Origin of the sequence: Maribacter sp. 4G9 (genome assembly GCF_002742265.1) — a bacterium.
GTDB lineage: Bacteria > Bacteroidota > Bacteroidia > Flavobacteriales > Flavobacteriaceae > Maribacter.
The window spans coordinates 1-22,849 of the sequence record NZ_MDGL01000181.1; the positions used below are offsets into that span (position 1 = coordinate 1).

Consider the following 22,849-nt stretch of genomic DNA (forward strand, 5'->3'; position numbering starts at 1 on the left):
GCAGATGCCATTTTAGATAGACTGGTTCACACCGCACATAGAATCAATATAAAGGGAGAATCAATGCGTAAAAAACAAATAAATAAATAGTAAATTTAACCACAATGGAATCGATTTTGAGCACTTAGTTTGCTATGCTCACTTTAATCCGTTTTTAGTGGTTCACTTTGACCGTCCTTTCCAATTGATTGAAAGTTACAGAAAATAAATATTTGTATATAAACAGATAAGATTTATTTCATGACCAAATCAGGCAAGGTATAAATTCAGTTATAGGTCCAACGGCCTAAGAGAATTTTAGCCAAACAATAGGCAAGGGGAGCGGCCATATTCTAGAGGGCTGGTTATAGGGTTTGTTGACCATCTCAATGTTTCAAATTGTTCAAAGCGGTCTTAAGAGTTAGAATGCTTTCTAGAATATAGCGACTGAGCCGTACATTGTTTCTAAAATTATCTGTAAGCCTTGATTTTTTTGTTTCTTTTTTTATCAAGAAAAAAAAGATAAAAGAAACGCTTACTGGTTACCATTTTGAAAGTCTATTTTACATAATGTTAGAAGTGCCTAAAGATAAGATTCAATCAGAGTGAGAGGTTAGCAAGTGCTCAGAAATTTATTTTTCTTAAATTTTGAGCTGTTGCGGCAAGCTGACGAGAATGCTGTAGAAAAAAATCTTGCAGACATTTCATCGAATATGATAATTTTAAATTAATCTAAAAGGTTAGCTTTTAAATGGCGTTGGCTATGCGGCTGGAGATTGTGTTTAAAATAAATTGCCAGAGCAATTTGATTTTAAAAAGCAATGAGCGCATAGGCAGCGGCTATTTTACATAACGACAAATTATGAGTACAGACGAAAGGTTCGTTGATAGGGTTGACGAATTTCGAAGTTTGGAATAAATTTTATTCTGTGTGGAAAATGTTCTCGTAGCGTAAATTAAACAGGTTGATGACCCCGTTGCTACTCCGAATAAAATCTACGAATTTGAGGGATATTTGACATAAAAGAATTATGACTTACAGAAGGTAAGTTACATTCCAGTAAAACGGCTTTTACATAATGGCTGACGATATGATTCGCTGACGCGAAGGTCATATCTGCAATTATGTAAAATGCAAGCATGCGCCGTTTTACACATTGAACGAATCTGTATCATAATTTATATTATGTAAAATAGAATATTTCCATATCAATAATTACAATGCTACCCCACCTTAATCCCATACCCCTTTCACCCATCATCAGGAATCTTTCGCTCGTACGTGGTTGCTGAAATTCCGGTGTATTATTCTGATTAATTTTTATCTGATTAATTTTTACATGACCATCAGGGTTCTTCAAATTTCATCGTGTATAAAATAATTGATTTACAAGATGATTTTCCAATTCTTACTCCTGTATTCATAAATTCCAAACAATTTATCGCGGCCTATATTTTAATAGTTTTACTATTAAAAAGTAATGTATATTTATTCCACCAATTACCAAACGATATGACATCCGACCCAATTAAACGATTCCTACTAGGCGTCGTATTGCTTTGTTGTGCTGCTGGCTTTTCACAAACCACACCAAAAAACCAACAATTTAGCCGTCCGTTTTACCAAGCGACCTTTTTTTGGAAACCGAGCCTGTCGTAGATGGTGAAATTCGCAATGAGGCCCTTTGGGAGTCGGTTCCCCTCGCCCCGGACCTTATCCAAATAAAACCCTCCTTTGGCGAGCCCGTGTCCGAGAAAACGGAAATTCGGGTTGCTTACAGCAATACCACTTTTTACGTGGCCGTGGTCTGCTACGATACCGAACCTAAGAAGATTGTGGTGTCCGACTCCCGCCGTGATGCCGATTTGAATGATGAGGATAGTTTTTTGTTCATCATCGATACCTATAACGACCAACAAAATGGTTTCCTCTTTGGCACCAACGCCCAAGGCATGGAGTATGACGCACAGATCAACAACGAAGGCAAGGGAAACAACAATGCCAATCGCCAACAAGGTGGCGTAATTGGCGGTACCAACCTAAACTGGGACGCCACCTGGTACGTAAAGACCCAATTGGGCAACTATGGCTGGAGTGCAGAGTTCGCCATTCCCCTACGTTCCCTACGCTTTGCTTCCGGGGAAGCAAAAACATGGGGCCTTAATTTTCAACGGAATATCAGCAAGAATACTGAAATCGCCTACTGGACCTCCCTCCCATTGGGTTTCGATCTCAAACGGCTGGCCTTGGCAGGTAAATTGACCGGACTCAATCTAAAAAATCCGGGGAACTTAAAGTTGATACCCTATGCCTTGGTACAGGGTATCAATGACCAGTCCGTCTCCCCCAGCGAACAGCAACTGGACGCGGAAGTGGGAATGGACGTCAAATACAGCATTACCCCCAGCGTGACCCTCGACCTTACCTATAACACGGATTTTGCCCAGGTGGAAGTGGACGATGAACAGGTAAACCTGGACCGATTCAACCTCTTCTTCCCCGAAAAAAGGGCCTTTTTCCTGGAAAATGCGGGTCAGTTTTCGGTCGGAAGTCCTGGGGAGGTGGATTTGTTCTTTAGTCGGCGTATAGGTTTGGGTCAGGATGGTAGTATCGTCCCCATTATTGGCGGTGCCCGGGTGTCCGGAAAAGTGGGTCAGACCAATGTGGGCTTGCTCAGCATGTTCACGGAGGATGTAGCATCGGCAGGTATAACGGAAAACAATTTCTCCGTGGCGCGTGTCAACCACAACTTTGGGAATTCCAGGAGTTCCTTGGGCGGTATTTTCGTAAACCGACAAGGCTTGGCAGGTTTGGACGATGATTTTAACCGGGTGTATGCGGTGGATGGGAAATGGGGCATTGGCAACAAGGCGGAAGTAAACGGTTTTTTTGCGAAGAGCGTTACCCCTAGTATCAACGGGCAGGACCATGCTTTTAAACTTTTGGCGAATTACGAATGGGACGGTTGGAACCTGAACGCGGGCTACACCGAGGTGGCCCCGGGATTCAATCCGGAAGTCGGCTTCCTACAGCGAACCGCCTTCAAAAAGCCTGAGTTATTGATCTTTAAGGCACATCGGATGAAAGGTAATGGAAGTTTCCTTGAAATGCGTCCGCACCTCTCCTACCGCGGGTATTGGAACTTTGATAACGAGCAGGTTACGGGTTTTTTACATGTGGACAACCATTGGGTATGGCGTAGCGGCTTTGAGATCCATACCGGTATCAATTTCACCCAGGAACGGGTATTTGCCCCGTTCAATATCTCCAATGTGACGGTTCCGGTAGGCGAATACAAAAATGAGGAATTGCAATTTGTGTTGATTTCTAACCCGAATAATGCTTTTTCCGCCAGCACCCGTACCTTTATCGGCGGTTATTTCAATGGAATGCGCTATTCCAACAGCGGTACGGCCAACTTTAGGGTCGGGAACAAATTTGTGTCCTCCCTGACCATGAGCCATAACGATATTCAGCTGGAAACCGGAAATACCACGGCTTTGGTGGGCGGACTACGGTTGGCCTATAGTTTTACCCCGCGTATCTTTTTGCAAAGTTTAATCCAGCGTAATAATGTATCCGAGATAACCTCTGTAAATGCCCGGTTTGGATGGCTTCAAAGTGCCAATACCGGACTCTTCGTCGTATTCAATATTGTGAAGGACGATAACCCTTTGGACTTTTTAGACAACCAGACCCTCACGATAAAATACACGCATCGGTTTGATGTATTGCAGTAGTTAAGGATACAGGTACATTCCAAACCAAACAACTGAGGCTTTTCATTAAAAATGAAAATATCCTTGAAGGATTACATGGGCAAAAAATACAAGCTTTAAATTCCAAATTCCAATGTTACTCTTGAATACATTGGGATTTTAGCCAAGCCGAAGATGTCATCAGTAAGGACCTAAAATTTTAGTGCAACTGGATTGAATGTATTTTTTTACCTATTCATATTAAAGCGACACTTATGGTTTAGGCCAATACAATTGGGGTAGCCCTTCCTGTTGTAACCTTGCATTTAATTGGGGTACTTCTTTTTGTTTGATGTCCGATAATTGTGCTTTCAATGCCGCCCATTGCTCTAGATAATCCTTGCTCACATCTCGCACCCCTGGTGTCATGGGCAAATTGCCCTTATCGATGCTATTGAGGAAATCCTTGAACTTAATAAGCAAACGCGCCTCGAACATATAGTTGCTCTGAAAGGTACGCATCTCCTTTTGTAGAATGGCTTCGATCCAGGTCTCGATGAGGGTGTCCAGCTCCTTCCCTTCCTGTTTCAACGTTTCATCCGTGGTCATTTTTAAAATTAGGTGCAGCTGCTCTTGTACCATGCGTACATCGCGCACCCCTTTGGCCATTTCGGTGGCTCCTTGGTAGATGGTTTTTGAAATGGCATCCCGTTCTTCATAGGCTTCCTCCACATTGGGAATGCTATTCTTCAATCTGGGGTCTATATCGATGTTAAAATCCTGACTGTGGACCTTGTCCCCTACGGTCAACCGTACCGTATAGGCTCCTGGCGGGGCATTATAGGCCGTGAGGTCCCTATTCGTGGTATAGAGTTCAGTAAGACAATCGAACCTGCCAATTTTCATGTTCCATTGGTATCGGTGGGTTCCCACCTGCTTTTTCAATTGGGGTTTAACAAGGGTATCACAGTCAACGGGTGTGGTATTGGTACTTTCCGAGTGGACCACTACTCCATCTTTGTCCATGATTTCCAAGGACATAGTCGTTTCCTTTGGTACTTCCTTGTTCAATAAATAATGGATTTGAAGACCTGGTGGCGGATTTTTACCATACCCACCATCCGTACTATAGGCAACGGATAATTCAGTATACACATCCCTAGGATCGTACAAATAGGAATCCGCTTGCGCTACCGACTCCGAAATTTGGTGCAACGGGGTCAAATCGTCCAAAATCCAGAGGGCGCGCCCCTGTGTGGCCACCACTAGATCCTTACGCTGTACCCTAAGATCTGTGATGGGTACTTCGGGCAAATTATTCTGTAGGGGCAACCAATTGCCACCATCATTAAAGGAGACAAAGACGCCCGTTTCGGTACCGGCATACAATAGACCCCTACGGTCTGGATCTTCACGTACGGTACGTGCAAAGGTATCCCCCGGTATTCCGGTAACGATTTTCTCCCAAGTGGCACCATAATCATTCGTCTTAAAGATATACGGGGTAAAATCATTTAGCTTGTATCCCGTTACGGCAATGTAGGCCGTAGCGGGATCATGTGGCGAAGGCTCTACCACGTTGATGATGCTTTCCTTTAAACCCTTTGGAGTTACATTGGTCCAGGTTTCCCCACCATCTCGGGTCAGGTGCACAAGCCCATCGTCCGAGCCTACCCAAATAACGCCTTCTACCAAAGGGGATTCCTCTATATTGAATAAATTATTGTAACTCTCTGCCGTTATCTGTTCGTTACTGATGGGCTCTCCTCCCTTTCCCTGATGTTCCTTGTCATTTCGGGTAAGGTCATCGCTCATGACTTTCCAGGTTACCCCACGATCGGTAGATTTCATAACGTATTGTGAACCATAGTAAATAACGGAAGGATCATGGGGCGATACGATAACTGGCCCGTTCCAATTGGCGCGATACTTTAAATTTTTTGGCTGTTCCCCTGTAACCCTAGTCGGGTATGGCATTATCATCCGTGTATTATCGATATCCCTGTCCCACTCTACGAAATTGCTTGCAAAATAGGTGGAGTATACATATCGAGGGTTATTGGGGTCCACCGCAACCGTGGAGGATTCCCCAGCGCGCATCACGTCCCAATGCATTTCCCCAATGCCATCATCCATGACCCTGCTATCAATGGCAATGGTGCTATTGTCCTGCTGCCCCGAGTAAACGCGGTAAGGATACCCATTATCCGTAATGACCCTATAAAACTGGCCGGTAGGCTGATTGTAAAGTGTAGACCATGTCTTTCCACCATTATAAGTCACAGATGCTCCCCCATCATTGGCATTGATCATAATTTCGCTATTATTAGGATTGATCCAAAGATCATGATGGTCCACATGACTCCAAGGATAACCTTCAAAAGTTTTCCCGCTATCAACGTACTTCATGGCAGAGCTGTTCATCACCCAAACTTCGTCTTCATCATTTGGATCGGCAATGATATGCATATAGTACCATGAACGGGCATATGTGCCGGCATCATTTGTGGTCTGTTTGAAGGATTCCCCTCCATCCTCTGAGCGGTAGACCCCGGCCTTATTACCCAATGCGTCTATGGCTATGTAAACAATATTGGGGTTTGCGGGTGAAATGGCTACGCCCATCTTTCCTTTTAGTTCAGGCAGTCCTTTCGTAATCTCTTTCCAGTTTTTGCCTCCATCCGTAGTTTTGTAAATTCGGCTACCTGGACCCCCACTGTGCACTATCCAAGGTTTGCGATGGAAATCCCAGGAAGCCACCATCATAATATCAGGGTTAGAGGCATCCACCGTCATATCCACAATTCCCGAATTCTCGTTCACAAAGAGTATTTTTTCCCAAGTGTTTCCTCCATTCTCGGACAGGTATACCCCTCTTTCTGGATTGGGACCCCAGGGATTACCCTGTGCGGCCACATATACTTTATTGGGATTGGTGGGATGGACATATACATCGCTAATGTGTCGTGTCTTTTCGAGTCCCATGTGTTTCCAGGTCTTTCCGGCGTCGGTCGACTTATATAGACCGTCCCCATGGGAAGTCTTGACGCCGCGTACGGGAGATTCGCCCGTACCCACGTAGATGATATTGGGGTCCGATGGAGCAACTGTAATGTCACCGATACCCGTAGTGTTAAAAAATCCATCCGAAATATTGTTCCAGGTCGTGCCCCCATCGGTGGTTTTCCAGACGCCACCCCCAGTGGCGCCCATGTAATACGTAAAAATATCATCCGGTATGCCCGTTACCGTAGTGGACCTGCCTCCCCGAAACGGACCAATGTTCCTGTATGCCATGGATTCGTACAAAACTTCTGAAATTTGGGGCGTAGTATTTTGTCGGCGTTGTGCATGGACGTTACCTAAAAGGGCTATAATAGCTAGAAAGGCATAGAATCATTTTTTCATTGGAACAAAGTGTAAGGTTATAGGTTATTTAGATTTTGACAATCTGGCGCATAGACTTTGAATCTTCTTGAGCTCCCGATGCCTATCAAATATAAAGGATATTTCTACAAAGCCCATAAACCACTGACTATAAACCATAAAAAAACCGCCCTCTTTAGGACGGTTCTTCAATTCCAATGATCAGAAAATATTACTTTATCTCTACCAGTTCCAATTCAAAGGTCAAGTCCTCTCCAGCTAACGGATGGTTGCCATCTACGATAATATCGTTTTCATTCACCTCTGCAACCCGCAGTTGTCGCTCCGTGCCATCGGCATTCGTCGCTACCAAGCCCATGTTTACTTCAGGTTCCATATCCTCCGGTAAATTTGATTTGGGCACACTTTGAAAAAGTTCCTGCCTCTTTTCACCATAGGCCTCTTCCTTAGGGATGACGATTGTTTTCTTTTCTTTGGGTTCCATGTCCATCAATCCTTTCTCAAAACCTGGAATCAAGCTGCCCTGTCCTAACTTCACCTCCAAAGGTTCCCTGTTCAAGGAGCTATCAAATACCTGTCCGTTTTCCAATTTACCCGTGTAATGTACGCGTACGACATCACCTTCTTTTACTTTGCTCATTTTAAGAGTTTCTATATTAGTATTTCAATGAACGGCAAAGGTAGGATTCTCAATAGTGAATGACGAAGATTTGGTAAAAACTAGGTTTATTTCACGCTATTTTAACGAAATAGCAGCAAAATCGTTTTAAATTCTCCCATTTTTAAACCTTTTATAGTCGGTTTTTATTCTTTTTGCCCAAGATGCGAATTCTGATTTAAGTAAACTACCTCGGGGTAAGCCAACGAGGCATTCGCAGGAAACAAATTTTTAATTTCGAGGCAAGCCTCGGAGTATTAAACCCTTTGGCGGTGCCAATAAAGCGATAATACGTATATTTAACGGGTATACTATCCTTTGATAGCCCTTAAACAGCGTTATGAAAACAGCTATCCTCCTACCTATTTTTATATTATTTTTCCAGTCCGGTAAAGTGTCGGCACAGAACATGGGTATTTTTGATGGTACTACCGCCATAGGCAATCCAAAAATAAAGGGAACGGCCACCTTCGATACAGAAAACCAAACCTATACACTTTCCGGTGCCGGGACCAATATGTGGTTCGGTCAGGATGAGTTCCAATACCTTTGGACGACCCTTCAGGGAGATTTTATCTTAAGGGCCACGGTCCATTTTATAGGTAAGGGTAAAGATCCCCACCGAAAAGCCGGTTGGATAGTCAGGAATAATTTGGACGCCAACTCCAAACATGTGAATGCAAGTACCCATGGAGATGGACTCACCTCACTGCAATATAGGGCTTCCCTCGGTGGACTTACAGAGGAAGTAAAATCTGCCAACACCTCGCCTACCATTATTCAATTGGAAAGGCGTGGTACCACTTATATCATGTCTACCGCAGTTGTTGGAGAGGAGTTCACCCAAGTAGAACTTACGGACATGGACATGGACAACGAGGTATATGTGGGACTCTATATATGTTCCCATAATCCATCGGTCCTAGAGAGTGCCACATTTAGCAATGTTCGTATTATCAAGCCGGTTGATCCGGAATTTACGCCGTATCGGGATTATATAGGCAGTAATCTGGAGGTTATGGATGTGGAAACGGGACATCGGGAAATACTGTACCAATCGGCACATTCCATTCAGGCCCCCAATTGGACCCCAGATGGGAAACGACTGATATACAACTCCAAAGGACATCTCTACAATTATGACTTGGCAACGCATGGCATTACACCCTTAAATACGGGTTTTGCCGTGAACAACAACAATGACCATGTCCTTACCTTTGATGGGTCCCTCTTAGGTATCAGTAATCACAATCAAGAGGACAATCGCACCTCTGCACTATATTACTTACCAAGTGAGGGCGATTCCCTTCCCAAAATGGTAACAAAGCCAGGGGTGGGTGCCTCCTACTTTCATGGATGGTCACCGGACAATAAGAAAATGCTCTTTACCGGAAACAGAAACGGGGCCTACAATATTTTTTCCGTTGATTTAAAAAGTGGGAAGGAAACACAGCTAACGGATTTGCCCACATTGGACGATGGACCGTAATATAGTCCGGATGGAAAGTACATCTTTTTTAACTCGGTGCGCACGGGAAATATGCAATTGTTCAGAATGAAGAAAAATGGAAAAGATCCGGAGCAATTGACCTTTGATGGATATAATAACTGGTTTCCCCATGTAAGCCCAGACCAAAAGTGGATTGTCTTTATTTCTTTTCCCAAAGATATCGACCCCAGTGATCATCCTTTTTACAAGCATTGCATGCTTCGCATTATGCCCTTTAAAGGTGGAAAACCAAAAGTGTTGGCCCATATATATGGAGGTCAAGGAAGCATTAATGTACCCAGTTGGTCGCCCGATAGTAAACGAATAGCCTTTGTAACCAATACAGGGAGCTATTAGGGCATTATCTTGAGTAACTTATGTTCTTGTTAGGATGATTTATCGGAATCTTCAATTTCCGTTATTTCCCCCAAATAACGTATGGGAAATCGTTGGGCACTATTAATGATAACCGTTGCCCTTTTATTAGGAAAGGCAGAGAGTGTAACACGATAGCTTTCCAAGTTTTCGGTAATGGTAAAGGTAATCCGCATTTCGTTTTTGGAGGCATCGTATTCCTCTTTATAGTGCGATGGGATACCCTTGAAGGAAATTCCTGTATTACTATCATACCCCCCTCCCATCTGGCGCTCCCCAAAATAGGGCAGATCGGCTGAAATACTATCCCCATGTACCTCAAGGTAATCGTTGTTGCCCTGAAGCATTATGTTTGAAACAGTACTGCCCGGGGGCCAAAGACCTGCGTTTGCTAGGGCGTTCATTCCATTGGTCATGGTGGGGTTTGCCGTTTCGGCTATAAACTTAAAGGATTTTTTATCGATCAAATCCCTAAAGGAAGCTATACCCTCTGGTGTATAGGCTACTTTTGAAGTACTCTTGCAACCTATTAGCAACAACAGGGTGATAATCCATAAAAAGTGGTACGGGATTTTCATAGCTAAACTATACACTTGTTTGTAACATACCCATGTATTCCTGTACCCTACCTTCCAGTTGGCGGGTTTCCACGAGATAGCTTTTTATCATTTCAACTTGCTTTCCCAGTAACGTTTTTTCGTTTAGGGCCAGCTTTGATAATTCCTTATATCTACGCACCAAGGCATCCAGTTTGTCAGACAATTGTTGTTTGATTTCAAACTGCCGAAGGGTTGTGGGCTCAAAGAGATAGGATTCCAGCGTTCGCTTCCATTGTAACAAATCCTTATAGCTCCTGTCCAACCAGACCAAACAAGAATTGCCATCCAGTACGCTCATAGGTGTTTTGGTGTTTTCCGTAGTCATATCGTTTCAATTTTAAGGATTTTTCATACAATAAGTTACGAAATTAATTCCAAGTCCTTATATGATAATCATCAGTATTTACGTTTTAACCTTTATTTAATTTAGCATTCATATTTAATTAAATACAGCACCGGAAACATCTGGGAATTTTGTAATTTGAACGAAACAATTAATTTGAAGCTTATGAACATCAATTTTGAGTACGACGACGTAAAGGCCAGCAACCGATTGGAGATAATGGCCGCCAAAAAACTGGAGAAACTGTTGGACAAATTTGATTTTATAGTACGGGCCGATGTCTTCTTTAAAAAAGAGAATACCAGCTCCCCGGATACCGGGAAAATATGCAATATACGTTTGAGCGCCCCCGGTCCCAGGCTGTTTGCCGATGCCAGCACCGGAAGCTTTGAAGCCTCGATTTCAAAATCCGTAGAAGAACTACAAAGACAATTGCAGAAGCGAAAGGATAAAATGCAAACGCATCACTGATTTTTGCTACTGATTCCTTTCAGTTTTAATGGCCGGATCCTCAAAGTGGGTTTCGGCCATTATTATTTTATCTATATGTTCAGAAAATGGACTACGCTTTAATTCCTTAAGCAATCTGCGCCGCTTCCGGTTGGAAATATCCAAGGTATCCAAAATTCTGCGGGTGTGATTTTGGTGGGCAATACGTTGCTGCTTCAATTCAAAGCGTTCAGAAACCGGCTTTACCAAATCGGGCTCAAATTGGTCCAAAATCGTATGCTTCTGTATCAAAATTGATAGTGTGTCCTTGTCTTGGGCGGAAACTATTAAAATACCGAACAGTGTGAATGCCAAGAGGCATTTTTTGTGTGATAGGAATTTCATTTTCATATAGTGTTCTAACCTAAAACTAAACACATTTGCCGGGATATTTTCCGACTATGCGTCCAGTTTCAATTATTATCGACCAAGGACCTTATCCTTTATTATTTCCAGCTTCCTTCAAAGGCAAAATCCTCTTGGGGTATTCTAGTTCTCTCGGCCTTCTCCTGCTCTTGTAAATCTTTTGGCAATTCATTCAAATCACCGCCATAATAACCAACCGCAATTGCCGTGGCTATGTGAAATCCTTCTGGAACATCAAATACCTTTTGTGCCTTTTTCCAGTCTACACCGGCCATATGGTGCAAACCTATCCCCATATATTCTGCTTGAACGGTCAGGTTACCCAAAGACAGTCCCAAATCGTGCAATGCGTGAAAATTTTCATCACCTTCAGGCGTATTTTTTTTGTAGGCCGCCAACATGAGAAACGGTGCATTCCTGGCCCATTTCTGGTTGAATTCACTCAAGCATTCCATGATACTAGTATACCCATCAGAACCTTTGTGCGCATAGATAAATCGCCAAGGTTGCCAATTATAACAACTTGCGGACCATCGTATGGACTCAAATAGACGGTTCACATCCTTTTCGGTTAGTTTTTGGGTACTGAATATCCTTGGACTATAACGTTGTTTTAGTAAAGGATAGATCTGATAATCGTTCTTTGCAATGTTGTCCAATTGTAATTGTTCTACTGTCGTCATATATTAATTTTAGGGTTTTATTACGTAAGTAAAGTACGTATGCCGTACCAAATCACTTTGTCCTTTTGCATTAAATGTTGACTTGTATCCATCCCCATTTATTATGGCCTCATATGACTTTAATCAATTGAGAAAACCGCATAATTTAGTATCTTCGACCGCTTTAAATATATCTATATGCTAGTCTGGATTATTTTTCTTGCCTGTATTCTTGTATTCCTGGCCTTAGATCTAGGCGTTTTCCATAAACACGATCACGTTATAAAATCAAAGGAAGCGGGTATATGGATCGCCATTTGGGTAACCATAGCCTTGGCCTTTAGTGGCGTGGTTTATTGGCTTTTCTCCAACGATATGATGGATAACCCCACCGGACTTACCGCGAACGAGGCCGTTTTAAAATATATTACCGGATATTTAATCGAACTGTCCTTGAGTGTGGACAATGTTTTTGTAATCGCTGTCATTTTTTCCTCGTTCAAGATTCCACCGGTCTTTCAGCATCGCGTACTTTTCTGGGGTATTTTGGGCGCGATTATTTTCAGGGCCCTTATGATTTTCTTTGGGGTGGCCCTCATTACGAAATTTGATTGGATCATCTACGTATTCGGCGTTTTTCTTCTATACACGGCTTTTAAGATGCTTCGGGGAGATGACGAGGATTTTCATCCGGAGAAATCCTTCGTATTTAGAAATCTCAAAAAACTGTACCCAATTACATCGGAGATTAAGGGTCACGACTTTTTTATAAAAAAAATGGGTGTGCGGGCCGCTACGCCCCTATTCGTCGCACTAATGGTCATTGAACTGACCGACATCCTTTTTGCCTTGGACAGCATACCTGCCATTTTAGCCATTACGGCCGATCCCTTTCTGGTCTTCAGTTCGAATATTCTGGCAATACTGGGATTGCGGTCCATGTACTTTTTGATATCCAGGATGTTGGAAAAATTCAGGTATATCAACTATAGTCTGGTGGTCATCCTTGCTTTTGTAGGCTTGAAAATGCTGTTTTCCCATTATGTTGATTTGCCAGAATGGGTGTCCCTGACGGTGATATCCGCTTCCCTAATCGGTGGAATTTTAGCTTCGCTCTACATCCCTGAAAAGGATTGATATTTGAAGTAATTGATATTAGGGTAAGCAATTGGGAAATTTTAAAATTTCAAAAACCAAATTCCAAATTCCTTTTTTGGAGCAAAGTGCTCTTTTGACTTGGTTGTTGGTTTGGATTTGAAATCACTACCTATTTTGGGAAGCTTTCGGAAATAGTCGGTCATAGATTTTTCTGACCAGCCAATTTCCTGCAGGAAAATAAAGGGCAAAGAACAGGGCCATCCCCAAGGCGAACGTGCGCCCACCGAAGAATTGATCTAAAAGATTGTTGGGAAAGGCATAGGATGTCTGCATGGCATATCCACCGAATTCCAAAAATCCCATCGCAATGAGCCCGTATGCGTATTGTTCATGAAAGGGACGATTACGTAACAATAGCGAAATGGGAACCATATAAAGGATATAGCAGGTTATTACTTGCCACCAATAAGTAAAACGCGCGATTTCCATTTAGGTACCGAACCAGTTCATGCCCATACCCCAAATTAAATAAACCAAACAGTATATCAAAATCAGCCTTTTGTCCACCTTGAATTTCACCTTTGCATATTCGATAAATCTGTCCATAGAATCAGCCGTTTAATTTGCTGTTGATGATGTGTAATGCATCGGCAACGGTCTGCATCTGGTTCATATCCTCATTTTCCAGACGAATGTCGAAGGCGTCCTCCACATCCAATATAATGTCCACCAAATTGGCAGAATTAATGTTCAATTCCGAAACGAAATTGCTTGATGGGCGTATCTCATCTACCGATACATCCTCTGGTAAGTAAACTTGAATGATGTTCTTCAATTTTTGGTATTTCTTAACTTCTTGCATAGTTACTATGGATTATAGGCGCTAAAAATAACACACGCATTGACATCCCCAAAACCGAAACTGGCCTTTGCGATAACTTTTGGTCGGTATGACATCGTTTTCAATGGAATTTTTGATCCCGAAATAATATCGGTTATCCCGGGGTGCAGGTCTTCACAATTGATATTCCCAAAAATGACGTCCTCTTCGAATTGAAGAACGCTTCCGACGCATTCAATACTTCCTGCGGCCGATATACAATGTCCTATCATCCCCTTAAAGGAATTGATAAATGGAAAACTTTCCCCTTTTAAACCCAATGCCTCGCTCCAATTGGAAATTTCCAAGGCATCTTTTGTCGTTGCCGTCAAATGACCGTTTATGGTATCAATGTCCTTGGGTTCAATACCTGCATTTTGAACGGCCCTCACTATACATCTTTGTACCGCCTCACTGTTGGGTGCGGTCATGGATCCCTCACCTATCTGTCCCCCACTATTTACTTCGCCACCCAAAACTTCCGCGTATATTTTGGCATCCCGTTTTTGGGCACTTTCCAAGGATTCCAAAACCAAGGCCCCTGCCCCACTACCGGGCACAAACCCCTGGGCCGATGCGCTCATGGGCCTGCTGGCGGCACTGGGGTTTTCGTTATAATCCCTGGGAAGGATGCGCATGGCATCGAAACCACCCCAAATATAGGGCCCGCTATCACTACAACTGCCACTTAAAATTACTTCCGCCTTTCCAGATGCTATGCGGTCGTAGGCCATAAGAATGCTTTCGGTACCTGTAGTACAGGCCGAAGAATTGGAGGTTACTTGATTTCCGCAGCCCAACATCCCTCCTAAATAAGCACTGATACCACTGGTCATGGTCTGTACAACGGTAGTACTGCCCAATCGCCGTACCTCCTTGTTGTCCACTTGGTAAATGGCATCCCTAAACTTGTCCGCCCCGGACATGCCAGTACCAAAAATAATACCATGGTCCCAGTTGGGACTCGCGCCCGCAGTGGGCTCAAGGCCGGCATCTGCCCAGGCGTCCCTACCTGCAATAATTCCATATACCAGTCCCGTAGCGTTGAGACCCCGTAATTGCAAGGGCGATAAATAACGTTCGAGAAGATTAGCCTTGATAAGGGGTTCGCCGGCAATCTGACAGCTAAATTCCAAGGCCTGTAATTTGGATTGAAAGCGTATGCCACTTTTTCCATCATGGAGGGCTTTGGTAAAATCGGCAAGACCTACGCCATTTGGGGCACAAACGCCCAAACCTGTGATAACGACCCTTCTACCCATATTTCGAAACTTTTAGCATTCCGGATAAGGTACCTTTGCAAACCAAATCCTTGTTGGAATTGTACATCTTGACCTCGCACTTTAATTTTTGAAATCGAAAGTATACTTTATGCGAAATCACGGTAACGGTTTCCCTTGGAAACACGGGTTGTAAGAACTCCATTTCAGAACTGCTCATACCAATCAGTACATTGGATGCTTCCAATTCCGCTGCCCCGACCAAAAAAATGCCCAAACAGACCAGCCCTATTTGCGCACAGCACTCGGTCAGTATGACTCCTGGGGTAACAGGATTCCCTTTGAAATGCCCCTTGTAAAAATCTAGTCCATCATGGAAGGTAAAGGAACCCTTGGCCCCATCTTCAGTTACTTCCTGGATTTCATCCACGAACAAAAAGGGTTTTTCGTACGGTAGTCGTGCCAGTATCTCTTTTTGTTTCATAAGCTATACCAAACTTTCACCGCCATCTACCTTTATAATCGTACCCGTAATCCATTTGGCCTCTTCCGTGGTCATTAGGAAAACCGCATTCGCCACATCTTCCGGGGTAGTTAAACGGCCTTGGGGATTGCGTTTTAAGGCATGTTTCACGAGCTTTTCATATCCGGGGATCATGGCGAGGGACTTGGTATGCGTAACCCCGGCCTGTATACAGTTCGCCTTGATGCCCACAGGCGCAAATTCCAGGGCAATATTTCGGGTTAAGGCCTCCAAGGCCACTTTCGCCACGGAAACCGCACCATAGCCGGGCATGACCCTTGTATTTCCTTCACTGGTAAAGGCAATGATCCTGGTATCCTCATGAAACAACTTTCTTTCGTGTAATTCCTTAGTCCAATCATAGAGGCTGAGGGCCATGGCCTCAAAAGTTATTTCAATATCTTGATGGGAGAGTACCGTTTGTCCTTCCGCATTCATCGGTTTTAGGTTTCCCTTGGCAATACTATGGACCAAAACCTTGATTTTGTGGCCTTCTGGAAGCAGGGTCTCTATATCCGTCAGCAATTCTTGACGCTTTTCAGCGTTGATAGCATCTTTATTAAATGCTTTGAACAGGACACCTTCGGCAGAAATTCCCTTGAATTCGGCTTCTATGGAACCCATGTCCGTTCTTCGGTCCCTATGCACGACCACAATATGTAAACCATGCTGGGCCAATTTTTTAGCGGTTGCCAGACCCAAACCGTTACTTCCTCCTAAAATAATTGCCCAATTTGTATCCATAGTATAATTTACAATATCCACTACCATCCTAAAAGTACCCGTTGTGCCGAAAAACCAGGGCCAAAGCTAAGTACCATACCCTGTTCCCCTTCGGATATATTTCTATCCATAAATCGTTTTAATACATACAAAACGGTTACACTGCTCATGTTCCCATATAAGCGCAATACCTCACGGGTATCGTCTATATTCTTTCCCAAACTACCAAAAAGTTCCTCAACGGTCTGGACAATTTTACGCCCCCCCGGATGAAAAATCAGATGGTTCACATTTTCGATTCCACTCCCATGCTTTTCAAGAAAGGGATGGACAATATCCGGAAAAAATGTTGCAATCGTTTCTGGCACGGCCGGGTCCAAAATCATTTTGAGTCCCGTATTTACAAGGTCGAACCCCATAAGGTGTGTCGCATTCCTAAAATGAAACATGGCTTCCCCTAGAATTGCCGGTCCCGGTGCTTCCGCTTCGGAGGAGAGCAGTACACAGGCGGCCCCGTCCCCAAAAATGGCCGCGCTCACCATATTGGCCATGGAGTAATCGTCCAGTTGAAATGTGGCCGTGGGGCATTCAACCGCGACCAATGCTATGCGCTTGTTGGGGTTGCTTTTTAAAAAGTTATGGGCATAGATCAATCCCGATACTCCGGCCGCACAACCCATTTCCGTTACAGGAAGTCGCACCACATCCTGACGCAATCCCAGCTCATTGATCAAATAGGCGTCCAAGGATGGTATCATGATGCCCGTACAGCTTACCGTAATGATGTAATCCAAGGAATCTGGGGACCAACCTGCGCTGTCCAAAGCCGATCTTAGGGCCTCGCTTCCCAATTTTTTGGAAGCTTGGGCATAGAGCCTATTTTTTTCCTCGAAGGATGTGCCCGTGAACACCTCTTGTACGGGCATGATACCGTAACGTCTATCCACGGCCGCACCCTCAAAGATTTTCACCACTTTTCGGCGAAACCGCTCATCTTGTTCTCGTAGCCACTCGTTAACAAAGGGAAGGATATCCTTGGTCTCGCTAGAAAATTCGGGCAAGGCTTTGGAAACGGTAACTATTTTGGTTCTATTCATATATTTTCCTCTCTTTTTCTAAGGATCCATCGGTACCTAAAAGCCCATTTCCACGAAATTTGATAGTCTACCCCAGGCACTTGGTCGGAAAAAGTTAGCAATTCTTTCTTTTTAAACCCCCTTAAAATTGATATTAGGCCATCATGTTTGGCAGTGGAGCTATGAATAAAAATAACACTAAACAACTTAAAAAGATAATAGGCCCATAGACTTCTATGCAAATCGTTAATAATAACACCGATTCGGGCCATTTTTACAAACTTTTCCAAGAAAAGTAGGATTTTGGTACTGTGAAAATGGTGTAGGGTCAAGATGGTGATTACAATGTCCACCTCCAATTTTTCCAAAAGAAATACATCCCTTTCCAAATACGATATTTCGGGAAATGAGCTGGATTTTTTCTTGGCGATTTCCAGGGCCTCCCCATTTAGGTCAAGTCCGATGAATTGGATGGTAATATTGGCCTTTCTGGCTCTCAGGGCCAGTTTTCGTAGGATATCCCCATCGGAACAGCCCACATCCAAAACCGTATACGATTCCTTTTTATTTTCTTGAATCAGCTTAAATACGGCGTTTGAGGTGATATGTACTCCCCCTAAAAGTCTGTTGACCCTATTGATATCTTCCAAGAGTACTTCCAGCTCCATTGGCGAACCTTGAAAATCATCCAAGAGCTCTATTTGACTACTTCTGACCGATATATCTCTCATGATGATACTATTTTGCCGTGTGTTTTTGTAATCATTTTTTGGAGCCATGTTTCTGATTGTGCCAGTGTTGCAATGCCCCAATGCAATAACTGTGGTTGCAACAACAATCTTTGAAAAATGCGTCCGTAGCGCAGCCTATCTTTGAAGTTTTGGTTCCAAGACTTCTTATAGGCTTCTTCAAGGTCAGGTCGCTTTTTATGCCGGCCATTAAAAAAATCGTGGACGCATTCTGAAACCAGTTTTCCAGAATGAATGGCCATTGCCATTCCGTTGCCGCATAATGGGTGTATCAATCCTGCCGTATCCCCACACATCAATATATGGTTTACCACGGGTTCCTTGGATTCAAAGGATATTTGGCCGATGCTTAGGGAATCTTCGAAAATGGGTTCGGCCTTCCTTAAAAAATCCCTCAAATGAGGGTTTTGGGACACAATCCGTTCATTGAACGCAGATACCTCCTTAAACTCCTTGAATACTTTGTATTGGGCCAAATAACAAAAATTGACATGACCGCTCTCCGTATTGGAAAGTCCCCCGTAACCCCCCTTAAAATTATGTAGTGCCACAAGGTCATCGGGGAATTCGGGATACGTATAATGTACTTTTAGGGCCAACCAATCGGTTTTTTTTTGAATAAAGGAGCGGTTTAAGGTCTTATCCAGCCCAGACCGTTTTCCGTAGGCGCCGATTACTATAGAAGCTCTGACCGATCTTTGGCGGCTAACCACCGTAAACCCTTTTCCATCAAACCGAATATCCGAAACCTTTTCAAAATAAAAGGTAACCTTACGTTGTTTGGCGGTTTGGTAGAGCAAATGATCGATGGCATACCTACTAATGCCCACACCACCCAGAGGCAATTGGCATTCCGCCTTTTTTCCTTGAATACTGCTAATTTCGAATCTGGTAATCGCCTTACCACCGGCGGCAAACAGATTTATGTCCAATGCATCTAGATACGGTAGGATTTCATTGGAGAGATACTCGCCACAGACTTTATGGTGCGGATATGGAACGGATTCAAAGACAGCGATATCATACCCATGGCGGGAAAGTGCCAAGGCCGCCGTAAGACCGGCCAAACCTCCCCCTACAATACCTATTTGATGTTCGTTCACTTGTTGAAGTTACGCAAACCAAAAAAAAATCCCTGCACGAGGCAGGGATTAAATTTTTTACGCTAAACAAAATCTAACCTTTTGTTTGTTGCACGGCTTCTTCCTTCAATTCTTCGCTCGCAATGATGGCCAGCTCTACCCTTCTGTTCTGGGTTTTACCTTCAACGGTATTGTTGTCGCCAACGGGTTGGTTTTCCCCATACCACTTGGTGGTAAACCTTGTAGGGTCAATGCCCTTGGATATCAAATAATTGGTAACCGAGGTCGCCCGTTGCTCGGAAAGCTTCATATTGTACTCGTCTGACCCGGCACTATCGGTATGGCCTTCCACCAATATATTGGATTTAGGATATTCCTTGAAAATACCGGCCAATTTATCCAAAGTACTTGCAGAAGTACCTTTTACATCGGACTTATTCGTATCAAAATAAACACCTGCGTCTTGATTGAAGGTAACGTTGATACCTTCGCCAACACGTTTTACCTCCGCTCCGGGGATTTCCTCTTCAATGCGTTCCCCCTGTCTGTCCATGCGGTTTCCAATATAACCACCGGCAGCTCCTCCTATGGCAGCCCCCAAGATGGCACCTAGGGCCGTATTGTTTCCGTTTCCTACGTTGTTTCCAATAACACCTCCAATAACTGCACCGCCAACAGCACCTATTGCGGCCCCTTTTTGTGTCTTATTGGCATTTTTTACCGTACTACAGCTCATGACCATAGCCAAGGTCAGAACATAACTTGTATTTCTTAATAATTTTGATTTCATTTTATTGTATTTATTTGTTGGGGATTTATTTCTTTGTAAAACTGTATACTACGGTCATAGGGGCACCATCCACCTGGACATTGGATTTTAAGGTCATCGTATTTTCCGTAAGATTTTCAATAGTGAGTCGGTAACCCAAACCTCCGGATATGTCCTTGTTTTTTTCGTCAATGAACTTAAACTGCAATTGACTGTTATAGTTTTCCGCTCGCCCCACAACGGACCAACGGATATACCTATCCCCACCGTTACAAAGGGTGGATGGAGAAATCGTATACCTTCCGGTGCTATTATTGTCCCTAAAGAACCACTCACTTCCTTCAAGGCAGATATCTTCGACATCGTTGAAAAGGACTGCCTTAAAATTACCGGTATTGTTTTCAAAAGAGACATCGTTCAAGGACCAGGTGCCACTAAGAAGGTTACGCTTTGATCGGGCATCCTTGGAAATGGAACAAGAGGCTAGCAAAATTGCAAAAACCCCTGTAAGAGCTATTACTTTCTTCATAAATTTCTTTGTTTTAGATTACCCTATATACGGTGCCAACCATACTTTTGGATGTATTACGGGTAATGGTGATTTTATTACTACAAAGATTGGGCAAAGCCAGAAATGAGGTTCGCCCGATTCAATTTATTGTTGACGGAAACACTAAAACGATAGCAAATCCAAAAGCGCTTGTTCGAATCTGGACCTGGATAGGTACTGTTGTTCCAAGCCGGTATTGAAAGGTATGGGAGTATCCAAGCTTGCCACCCTTTTGACGGGACCGTCCAAGTACCGGAAACAATTTTCCATAACCAAAGCGGAAATATCGCCGGAGATACCACCAAATAGGCTGTCCTCCTGTAAAATAATGAGTTTCCCCGTCTTTTTCACGGAAGCATAGATAGCGTCGGTATCCAAAGGTTGTAAGGTTCTCAGATCTAGAAGATCCGCACTGATATCCGCATGCTTGTCCAAGGTTTCCAAGGACCAGTGCACCCCGGCCCCGTAAGTAACAATGGTTATATCCTTACCGGATTTCAATAGGTTTGCTTTTCCAAAGGGTATCGAGAAAGGGTTGACGGGTACATCTTCATAGATACTGCGGTATAGCCCTTTGTGTTCAAAGTAAAGTACCGGATTGGGGTCCTCGATGGCGGTGGCCAAAAGCCCTTTTGCATCGGAGGGAAAAGCGGGATAAACGACTTTCAATCCTGGCGTTTTTGTGAACCAGGCTTCGTTGGTCTGTGAATGGAAGGGTCCGGCCCCCACCCCGGCCCCACAGGGCATTCTAATGACGACATCGGCCTTTTCGCCCCATCTATAGTGACTTTTCGCCAAATAATTGACGATAGGATTAAAACCGCTACTAACAAAATCAGCAAATTGCATCTCCACGACGGACTTCATTCCATTAATGGATAAGCCCATGGCCGTTGAGATGATGGCCGATTCACAAATAGGCGTATTTCTTACTCTTTCCTTTCCAAAGGCCTCCACAAAACCTTCCGTAATTTTAAACACCCCTCCGTATTCCGCTACATCCTGACCCATAATGACCAGGTTGTCATGTTTTTCCATAGCCGATTTCAAACCTTGTGAAATAGCATCTACAAAACGGATATTCCGTTTATGAATAAGTGGTATAACTTCCTTGTAATCAAATTCTTGATATACATCGTTTAATTCATTACTTACATTTCCTGCAATCGACGTCTCTTGAAACGCCTGTTGAAGGTTATCGTCAATTTCCTGGGTTATCTGCGCTCTATACGATGTATCCGTTTCTTCGCTCAGTAAACCGGTATCCATAAGATATTTGGCGTAGTTGTCTAGGGGATCCTTGGCCGCCCAGATTTCCATTAATTCTTCCGGAACATATTTGGTGCCACTCGCTTCTTCGTGTCCCCTCATTCTGAACGTTTTGAATTCCAACAATACGGGACGCGGATTCTCTCGAATATCGGTACAGAGTTCGTTTACCTTTGAGAACACTTCAAGAATATTGTTGCCATCGATTACGTGGGATTCCATGCCATAGCCTATACCCTTATCCGCAATATGCACGCAGCGGTATTGTTCGTTTGTAGGTGTGGATAGGCCGTAGCCATTATTTTCAACGCAGAAAATTACGGGCAAATCCCACACGGCGGCCACGTTCAATGCTTCGTGGAAATCACCCTCACTGGTCGCTCCTTCTCCCGTAAAGACGGCCGTCACGCTTTTTTCTTTACGTAATTTATGGGCTAGGGCTATACCGTCTGCCACACCCAGTTGCGGTCCTAGGTGTGATATCATTCCTATTATCTTGAATTCCTGGGTGCCAAAATGGAAACTACGGTCCCTGCCCTTGGTAAAACCGCCCATTTTACCCTGCCATTGGGAGAATAGTCGGTGCAGGGGAATGTTCCGGGTGGTGAAAACCCCAAGGTTGCGGTGCATGGGAAGGATATATTCATGGCTTTGCATGGTAGCGGCAACGCCTACCGAAATCGCTTCCTGCCCAATACCGCTGAACCATTTGGAAATCTTTCCCTGTCGCAATAGAATCAGCATCTTCTCCTCGATTATGCGAGGTTTCAGCATGGCGCGGTACAATTTCAATTTAACATCATCAGCTACCTCAAAACCTTTAAAATCCATAGTGGGAACATTAGTTTTAATTCGGGTTTAAAT

At 43.7% G+C, this 22,849-nt stretch carries 23 protein-coding genes; 6 read left to right on the forward strand and 17 right to left on the reverse strand.

The features are described 5' to 3' along the window. Both BFP75_RS22195 and BFP75_RS19050 read left to right on the forward strand, forming a co-directional pair. On the forward strand, positions 1-90 hold a 90-nt coding region (locus BFP75_RS22195; RefSeq protein WP_240531765.1), incomplete at its 5' end, for an ATP-binding protein. Between the two features lie 1,527 nt (positions 91-1,617). Further along, positions 1,618-3,720: a carbohydrate binding family 9 domain-containing protein gene (locus BFP75_RS19050; RefSeq protein WP_240531840.1), complete on the forward strand. Its 2,103-nt coding sequence runs from the start codon at positions 1,618-1,620 to the stop codon at positions 3,718-3,720. A 231-nt stretch (positions 3,721-3,951) separates the two neighbouring features. Here the strand turns inward: BFP75_RS19050 and BFP75_RS19055 are convergent, their stop codons facing one another. Next, positions 3,952-6,987 carry a WD40/YVTN/BNR-like repeat-containing protein gene (locus BFP75_RS19055; RefSeq protein WP_123803508.1) on the reverse strand — a complete coding sequence of 1,012 codons (3,036 nt, stop codon included), beginning with the start codon at positions 6,985-6,987 and terminating at the stop codon, positions 3,952-3,954. 289 nt (positions 6,988-7,276) lie between these two features. Continuing rightward, on the reverse strand, positions 7,277-7,705 hold the full coding sequence (locus tag BFP75_RS19060) for a peptidylprolyl isomerase (protein WP_099546925.1): 429 nt from the start codon (positions 7,703-7,705) through the stop codon (positions 7,277-7,279). Between the two features lie 358 nt (positions 7,706-8,063). Here BFP75_RS19060 and BFP75_RS19065 point away from each other — a divergent pair, with 358 nt between their 5' ends. After that, complete coding sequence (locus BFP75_RS19065) at positions 8,064-9,212, forward strand: biopolymer transporter TolR (RefSeq protein ID WP_240531841.1); 1,149 nt, start codon at positions 8,064-8,066, stop codon at positions 9,210-9,212. Positions 9,213-9,278: 66 nt separating this feature from the next. Next, positions 9,279-9,569 carry a TolB family protein gene (locus BFP75_RS22480; protein ID WP_240531842.1) on the forward strand — a complete coding sequence of 97 codons (291 nt, stop codon included), beginning with the start codon at positions 9,279-9,281 and terminating at the stop codon, positions 9,567-9,569. Positions 9,570-9,598: 29 nt separating this feature from the next. Here the strand turns inward: BFP75_RS22480 and BFP75_RS19070 are convergent, their stop codons facing one another. Beyond that, entirely contained in the window at positions 9,599-10,165 is a 567-nt protein-coding gene (locus BFP75_RS19070) for a DUF4251 domain-containing protein (protein WP_099546926.1), read from the reverse strand. Between the two features lie 7 nt (positions 10,166-10,172). After that, positions 10,173-10,511 (reverse strand): hypothetical protein, encoded by a 339-nt coding sequence (locus BFP75_RS19075; protein WP_099546927.1) that lies wholly within the window; start codon positions 10,509-10,511, stop codon positions 10,173-10,175. A gap of 183 nt (positions 10,512-10,694) precedes the next feature. Between BFP75_RS19075 and hpf the strand changes: the two genes are divergently transcribed. After that, positions 10,695-11,000 carry a ribosome hibernation-promoting factor, HPF/YfiA family gene (gene hpf / locus BFP75_RS19080; RefSeq protein WP_099546928.1) on the forward strand — a complete coding sequence of 102 codons (306 nt, stop codon included), beginning with the start codon at positions 10,695-10,697 and terminating at the stop codon, positions 10,998-11,000. Positions 11,001-11,006: 6 nt separating this feature from the next. Here hpf and BFP75_RS19085 read toward each other — a convergent pair whose 3' ends face one another. Together BFP75_RS19085 and BFP75_RS19090 are read right to left on the reverse strand one after the other, a co-directional pair. After that, positions 11,007-11,333 (reverse strand): hypothetical protein, encoded by a 327-nt coding sequence (locus BFP75_RS19085; protein WP_123803509.1) that lies wholly within the window; start codon positions 11,331-11,333, stop codon positions 11,007-11,009. A gap of 131 nt (positions 11,334-11,464) precedes the next feature. Further along, on the reverse strand, positions 11,465-12,067 hold the full coding sequence (locus BFP75_RS19090; protein WP_099546930.1) for a nitroreductase family protein: 603 nt from the start codon (positions 12,065-12,067) through the stop codon (positions 11,465-11,467). Positions 12,068-12,244: 177 nt separating this feature from the next. Here BFP75_RS19090 and BFP75_RS19095 point away from each other — a divergent pair, with 177 nt between their 5' ends. After that, positions 12,245-13,183, forward strand: a complete 939-nt coding sequence (locus tag BFP75_RS19095; protein WP_099546931.1) for a TerC family protein — start codon at positions 12,245-12,247, stop codon at positions 13,181-13,183. A gap of 126 nt (positions 13,184-13,309) precedes the next feature. Here the strand turns inward: BFP75_RS19095 and BFP75_RS22485 are convergent, their stop codons facing one another. The 11 genes from BFP75_RS22485 to BFP75_RS19150 all read right to left on the reverse strand — a co-directional run bounded on the left by BFP75_RS22485 (position 13,310) and on the right by BFP75_RS19150 (position 22,816). Further along, positions 13,310-13,576, reverse strand: a complete 267-nt coding sequence (locus BFP75_RS22485) for a hypothetical protein (RefSeq protein ID WP_240531843.1) — start codon at positions 13,574-13,576, stop codon at positions 13,310-13,312. A gap of 178 nt (positions 13,577-13,754) precedes the next feature. Beyond that, complete coding sequence (locus BFP75_RS19105) at positions 13,755-14,006, reverse strand: acyl carrier protein (RefSeq protein WP_099546932.1); 252 nt, start codon at positions 14,004-14,006, stop codon at positions 13,755-13,757. Positions 14,007-14,011: 5 nt separating this feature from the next. Next, on the reverse strand, positions 14,012-15,286 hold the full coding sequence (locus BFP75_RS19110; protein ID WP_099546933.1) for a beta-ketoacyl-[acyl-carrier-protein] synthase family protein: 1,275 nt from the start codon (positions 15,284-15,286) through the stop codon (positions 14,012-14,014). Next, positions 15,279-15,728, reverse strand: coding sequence for a 3-hydroxyacyl-ACP dehydratase FabZ family protein (locus tag BFP75_RS19115; RefSeq protein ID WP_099546934.1), 450 nt, complete (start codon positions 15,726-15,728; stop codon positions 15,279-15,281). Before BFP75_RS19115 ends, BFP75_RS19110 begins: the two co-directional genes overlap by 8 nt. A 3-nt stretch (positions 15,729-15,731) precedes the next feature. Continuing rightward, positions 15,732-16,511, reverse strand: coding sequence for an enoyl-ACP reductase (locus BFP75_RS19120; RefSeq protein ID WP_099546962.1), 780 nt, complete (start codon positions 16,509-16,511; stop codon positions 15,732-15,734). A gap of 20 nt (positions 16,512-16,531) precedes the next feature. Then, positions 16,532-17,587 carry a type III polyketide synthase gene (locus tag BFP75_RS19125; protein ID WP_099546935.1) on the reverse strand — a complete coding sequence of 352 codons (1,056 nt, stop codon included), beginning with the start codon at positions 17,585-17,587 and terminating at the stop codon, positions 16,532-16,534. After that, on the reverse strand, positions 17,584-18,297 hold the full coding sequence (locus tag BFP75_RS19130) for a methyltransferase domain-containing protein (RefSeq protein ID WP_240531844.1): 714 nt from the start codon (positions 18,295-18,297) through the stop codon (positions 17,584-17,586). Before BFP75_RS19130 ends, BFP75_RS19125 begins: the two co-directional genes overlap by 4 nt. Next, a complete protein-coding gene (locus BFP75_RS19135) occupies positions 18,294-19,418 on the reverse strand; it encodes an NAD(P)/FAD-dependent oxidoreductase (protein ID WP_099546936.1) in 1,125 nt (374 codons plus the stop codon). The genes BFP75_RS19130 and BFP75_RS19135 overlap by 4 nt, the downstream gene beginning before the upstream one ends. 73 nt (positions 19,419-19,491) lie before the next feature. After that, positions 19,492-20,187, reverse strand: coding sequence for an OmpA family protein (locus tag BFP75_RS19140; RefSeq protein WP_099546937.1), 696 nt, complete (start codon positions 20,185-20,187; stop codon positions 19,492-19,494). A 25-nt stretch (positions 20,188-20,212) separates the two neighbouring features. Beyond that, positions 20,213-20,695, reverse strand: coding sequence for a lipocalin family protein (locus BFP75_RS19145; RefSeq protein ID WP_099546938.1), 483 nt, complete (start codon positions 20,693-20,695; stop codon positions 20,213-20,215). A 144-nt stretch (positions 20,696-20,839) separates the two neighbouring features. Then, positions 20,840-22,816 (reverse strand): thiamine pyrophosphate-dependent enzyme, encoded by a 1,977-nt coding sequence (locus tag BFP75_RS19150; RefSeq protein ID WP_240531845.1) that lies wholly within the window; start codon positions 22,814-22,816, stop codon positions 20,840-20,842. Between the last annotated feature and the right edge of the window lie 33 nt (positions 22,817-22,849).

Excerpts from the sequence above, each read along its gene's own strand:
- BFP75_RS19060 (WP_099546925.1), bottom strand. The coding sequence starts at position 7,705 with ATGAGCAAAGTAAAAGAAGGTGATGTCGTACGCGTACATTACACGGGT.
- BFP75_RS19065 (WP_240531841.1), top strand. The coding sequence starts at position 8,064 with ATGAAAACAGCTATCCTCCTACCTATTTTTATATTATTTTTCCAGTCC.
- BFP75_RS22480 (WP_240531842.1), top strand. The coding sequence starts at position 9,279 with ATGAAGAAAAATGGAAAAGATCCGGAGCAATTGACCTTTGATGGATAT.
- BFP75_RS19070 (WP_099546926.1), bottom strand. The coding sequence starts at position 10,165 with ATGAAAATCCCGTACCACTTTTTATGGATTATCACCCTGTTGTTGCTA.
- BFP75_RS19075 (WP_099546927.1), bottom strand. The coding sequence starts at position 10,511 with ATGACTACGGAAAACACCAAAACACCTATGAGCGTACTGGATGGCAAT.
- hpf (WP_099546928.1), top strand. The coding sequence starts at position 10,695 with ATGAACATCAATTTTGAGTACGACGACGTAAAGGCCAGCAACCGATTG.
- BFP75_RS19090 (WP_099546930.1), bottom strand. The coding sequence starts at position 12,067 with ATGACGACAGTAGAACAATTACAATTGGACAACATTGCAAAGAACGAT.
- BFP75_RS19095 (WP_099546931.1), top strand. The coding sequence starts at position 12,245 with ATGCTAGTCTGGATTATTTTTCTTGCCTGTATTCTTGTATTCCTGGCC.
- BFP75_RS22485 (WP_240531843.1), bottom strand. The coding sequence starts at position 13,576 with ATGGTTCCCATTTCGCTATTGTTACGTAATCGTCCCTTTCATGAACAA.
- BFP75_RS19105 (WP_099546932.1), bottom strand. The coding sequence starts at position 14,006 with ATGCAAGAAGTTAAGAAATACCAAAAATTGAAGAACATCATTCAAGTT.
- BFP75_RS19110 (WP_099546933.1), bottom strand. The coding sequence starts at position 15,286 with ATGGGTAGAAGGGTCGTTATCACAGGTTTGGGCGTTTGTGCCCCAAAT.
- BFP75_RS19115 (WP_099546934.1), bottom strand. The coding sequence starts at position 15,728 with ATGAAACAAAAAGAGATACTGGCACGACTACCGTACGAAAAACCCTTT.
- BFP75_RS19120 (WP_099546962.1), bottom strand. The coding sequence starts at position 16,511 with ATGGATACAAATTGGGCAATTATTTTAGGAGGAAGTAACGGTTTGGGT.
- BFP75_RS19125 (WP_099546935.1), bottom strand. The coding sequence starts at position 17,587 with ATGAATAGAACCAAAATAGTTACCGTTTCCAAAGCCTTGCCCGAATTT.
- BFP75_RS19130 (WP_240531844.1), bottom strand. The coding sequence starts at position 18,297 with ATGAGAGATATATCGGTCAGAAGTAGTCAAATAGAGCTCTTGGATGAT.
- BFP75_RS19140 (WP_099546937.1), bottom strand. The coding sequence starts at position 20,187 with ATGAAATCAAAATTATTAAGAAATACAAGTTATGTTCTGACCTTGGCT.
- BFP75_RS19145 (WP_099546938.1), bottom strand. The coding sequence starts at position 20,695 with ATGAAGAAAGTAATAGCTCTTACAGGGGTTTTTGCAATTTTGCTAGCC.
- BFP75_RS19150 (WP_240531845.1), bottom strand. The coding sequence starts at position 22,816 with ATGGATTTTAAAGGTTTTGAGGTAGCTGATGATGTTAAATTGAAATTG.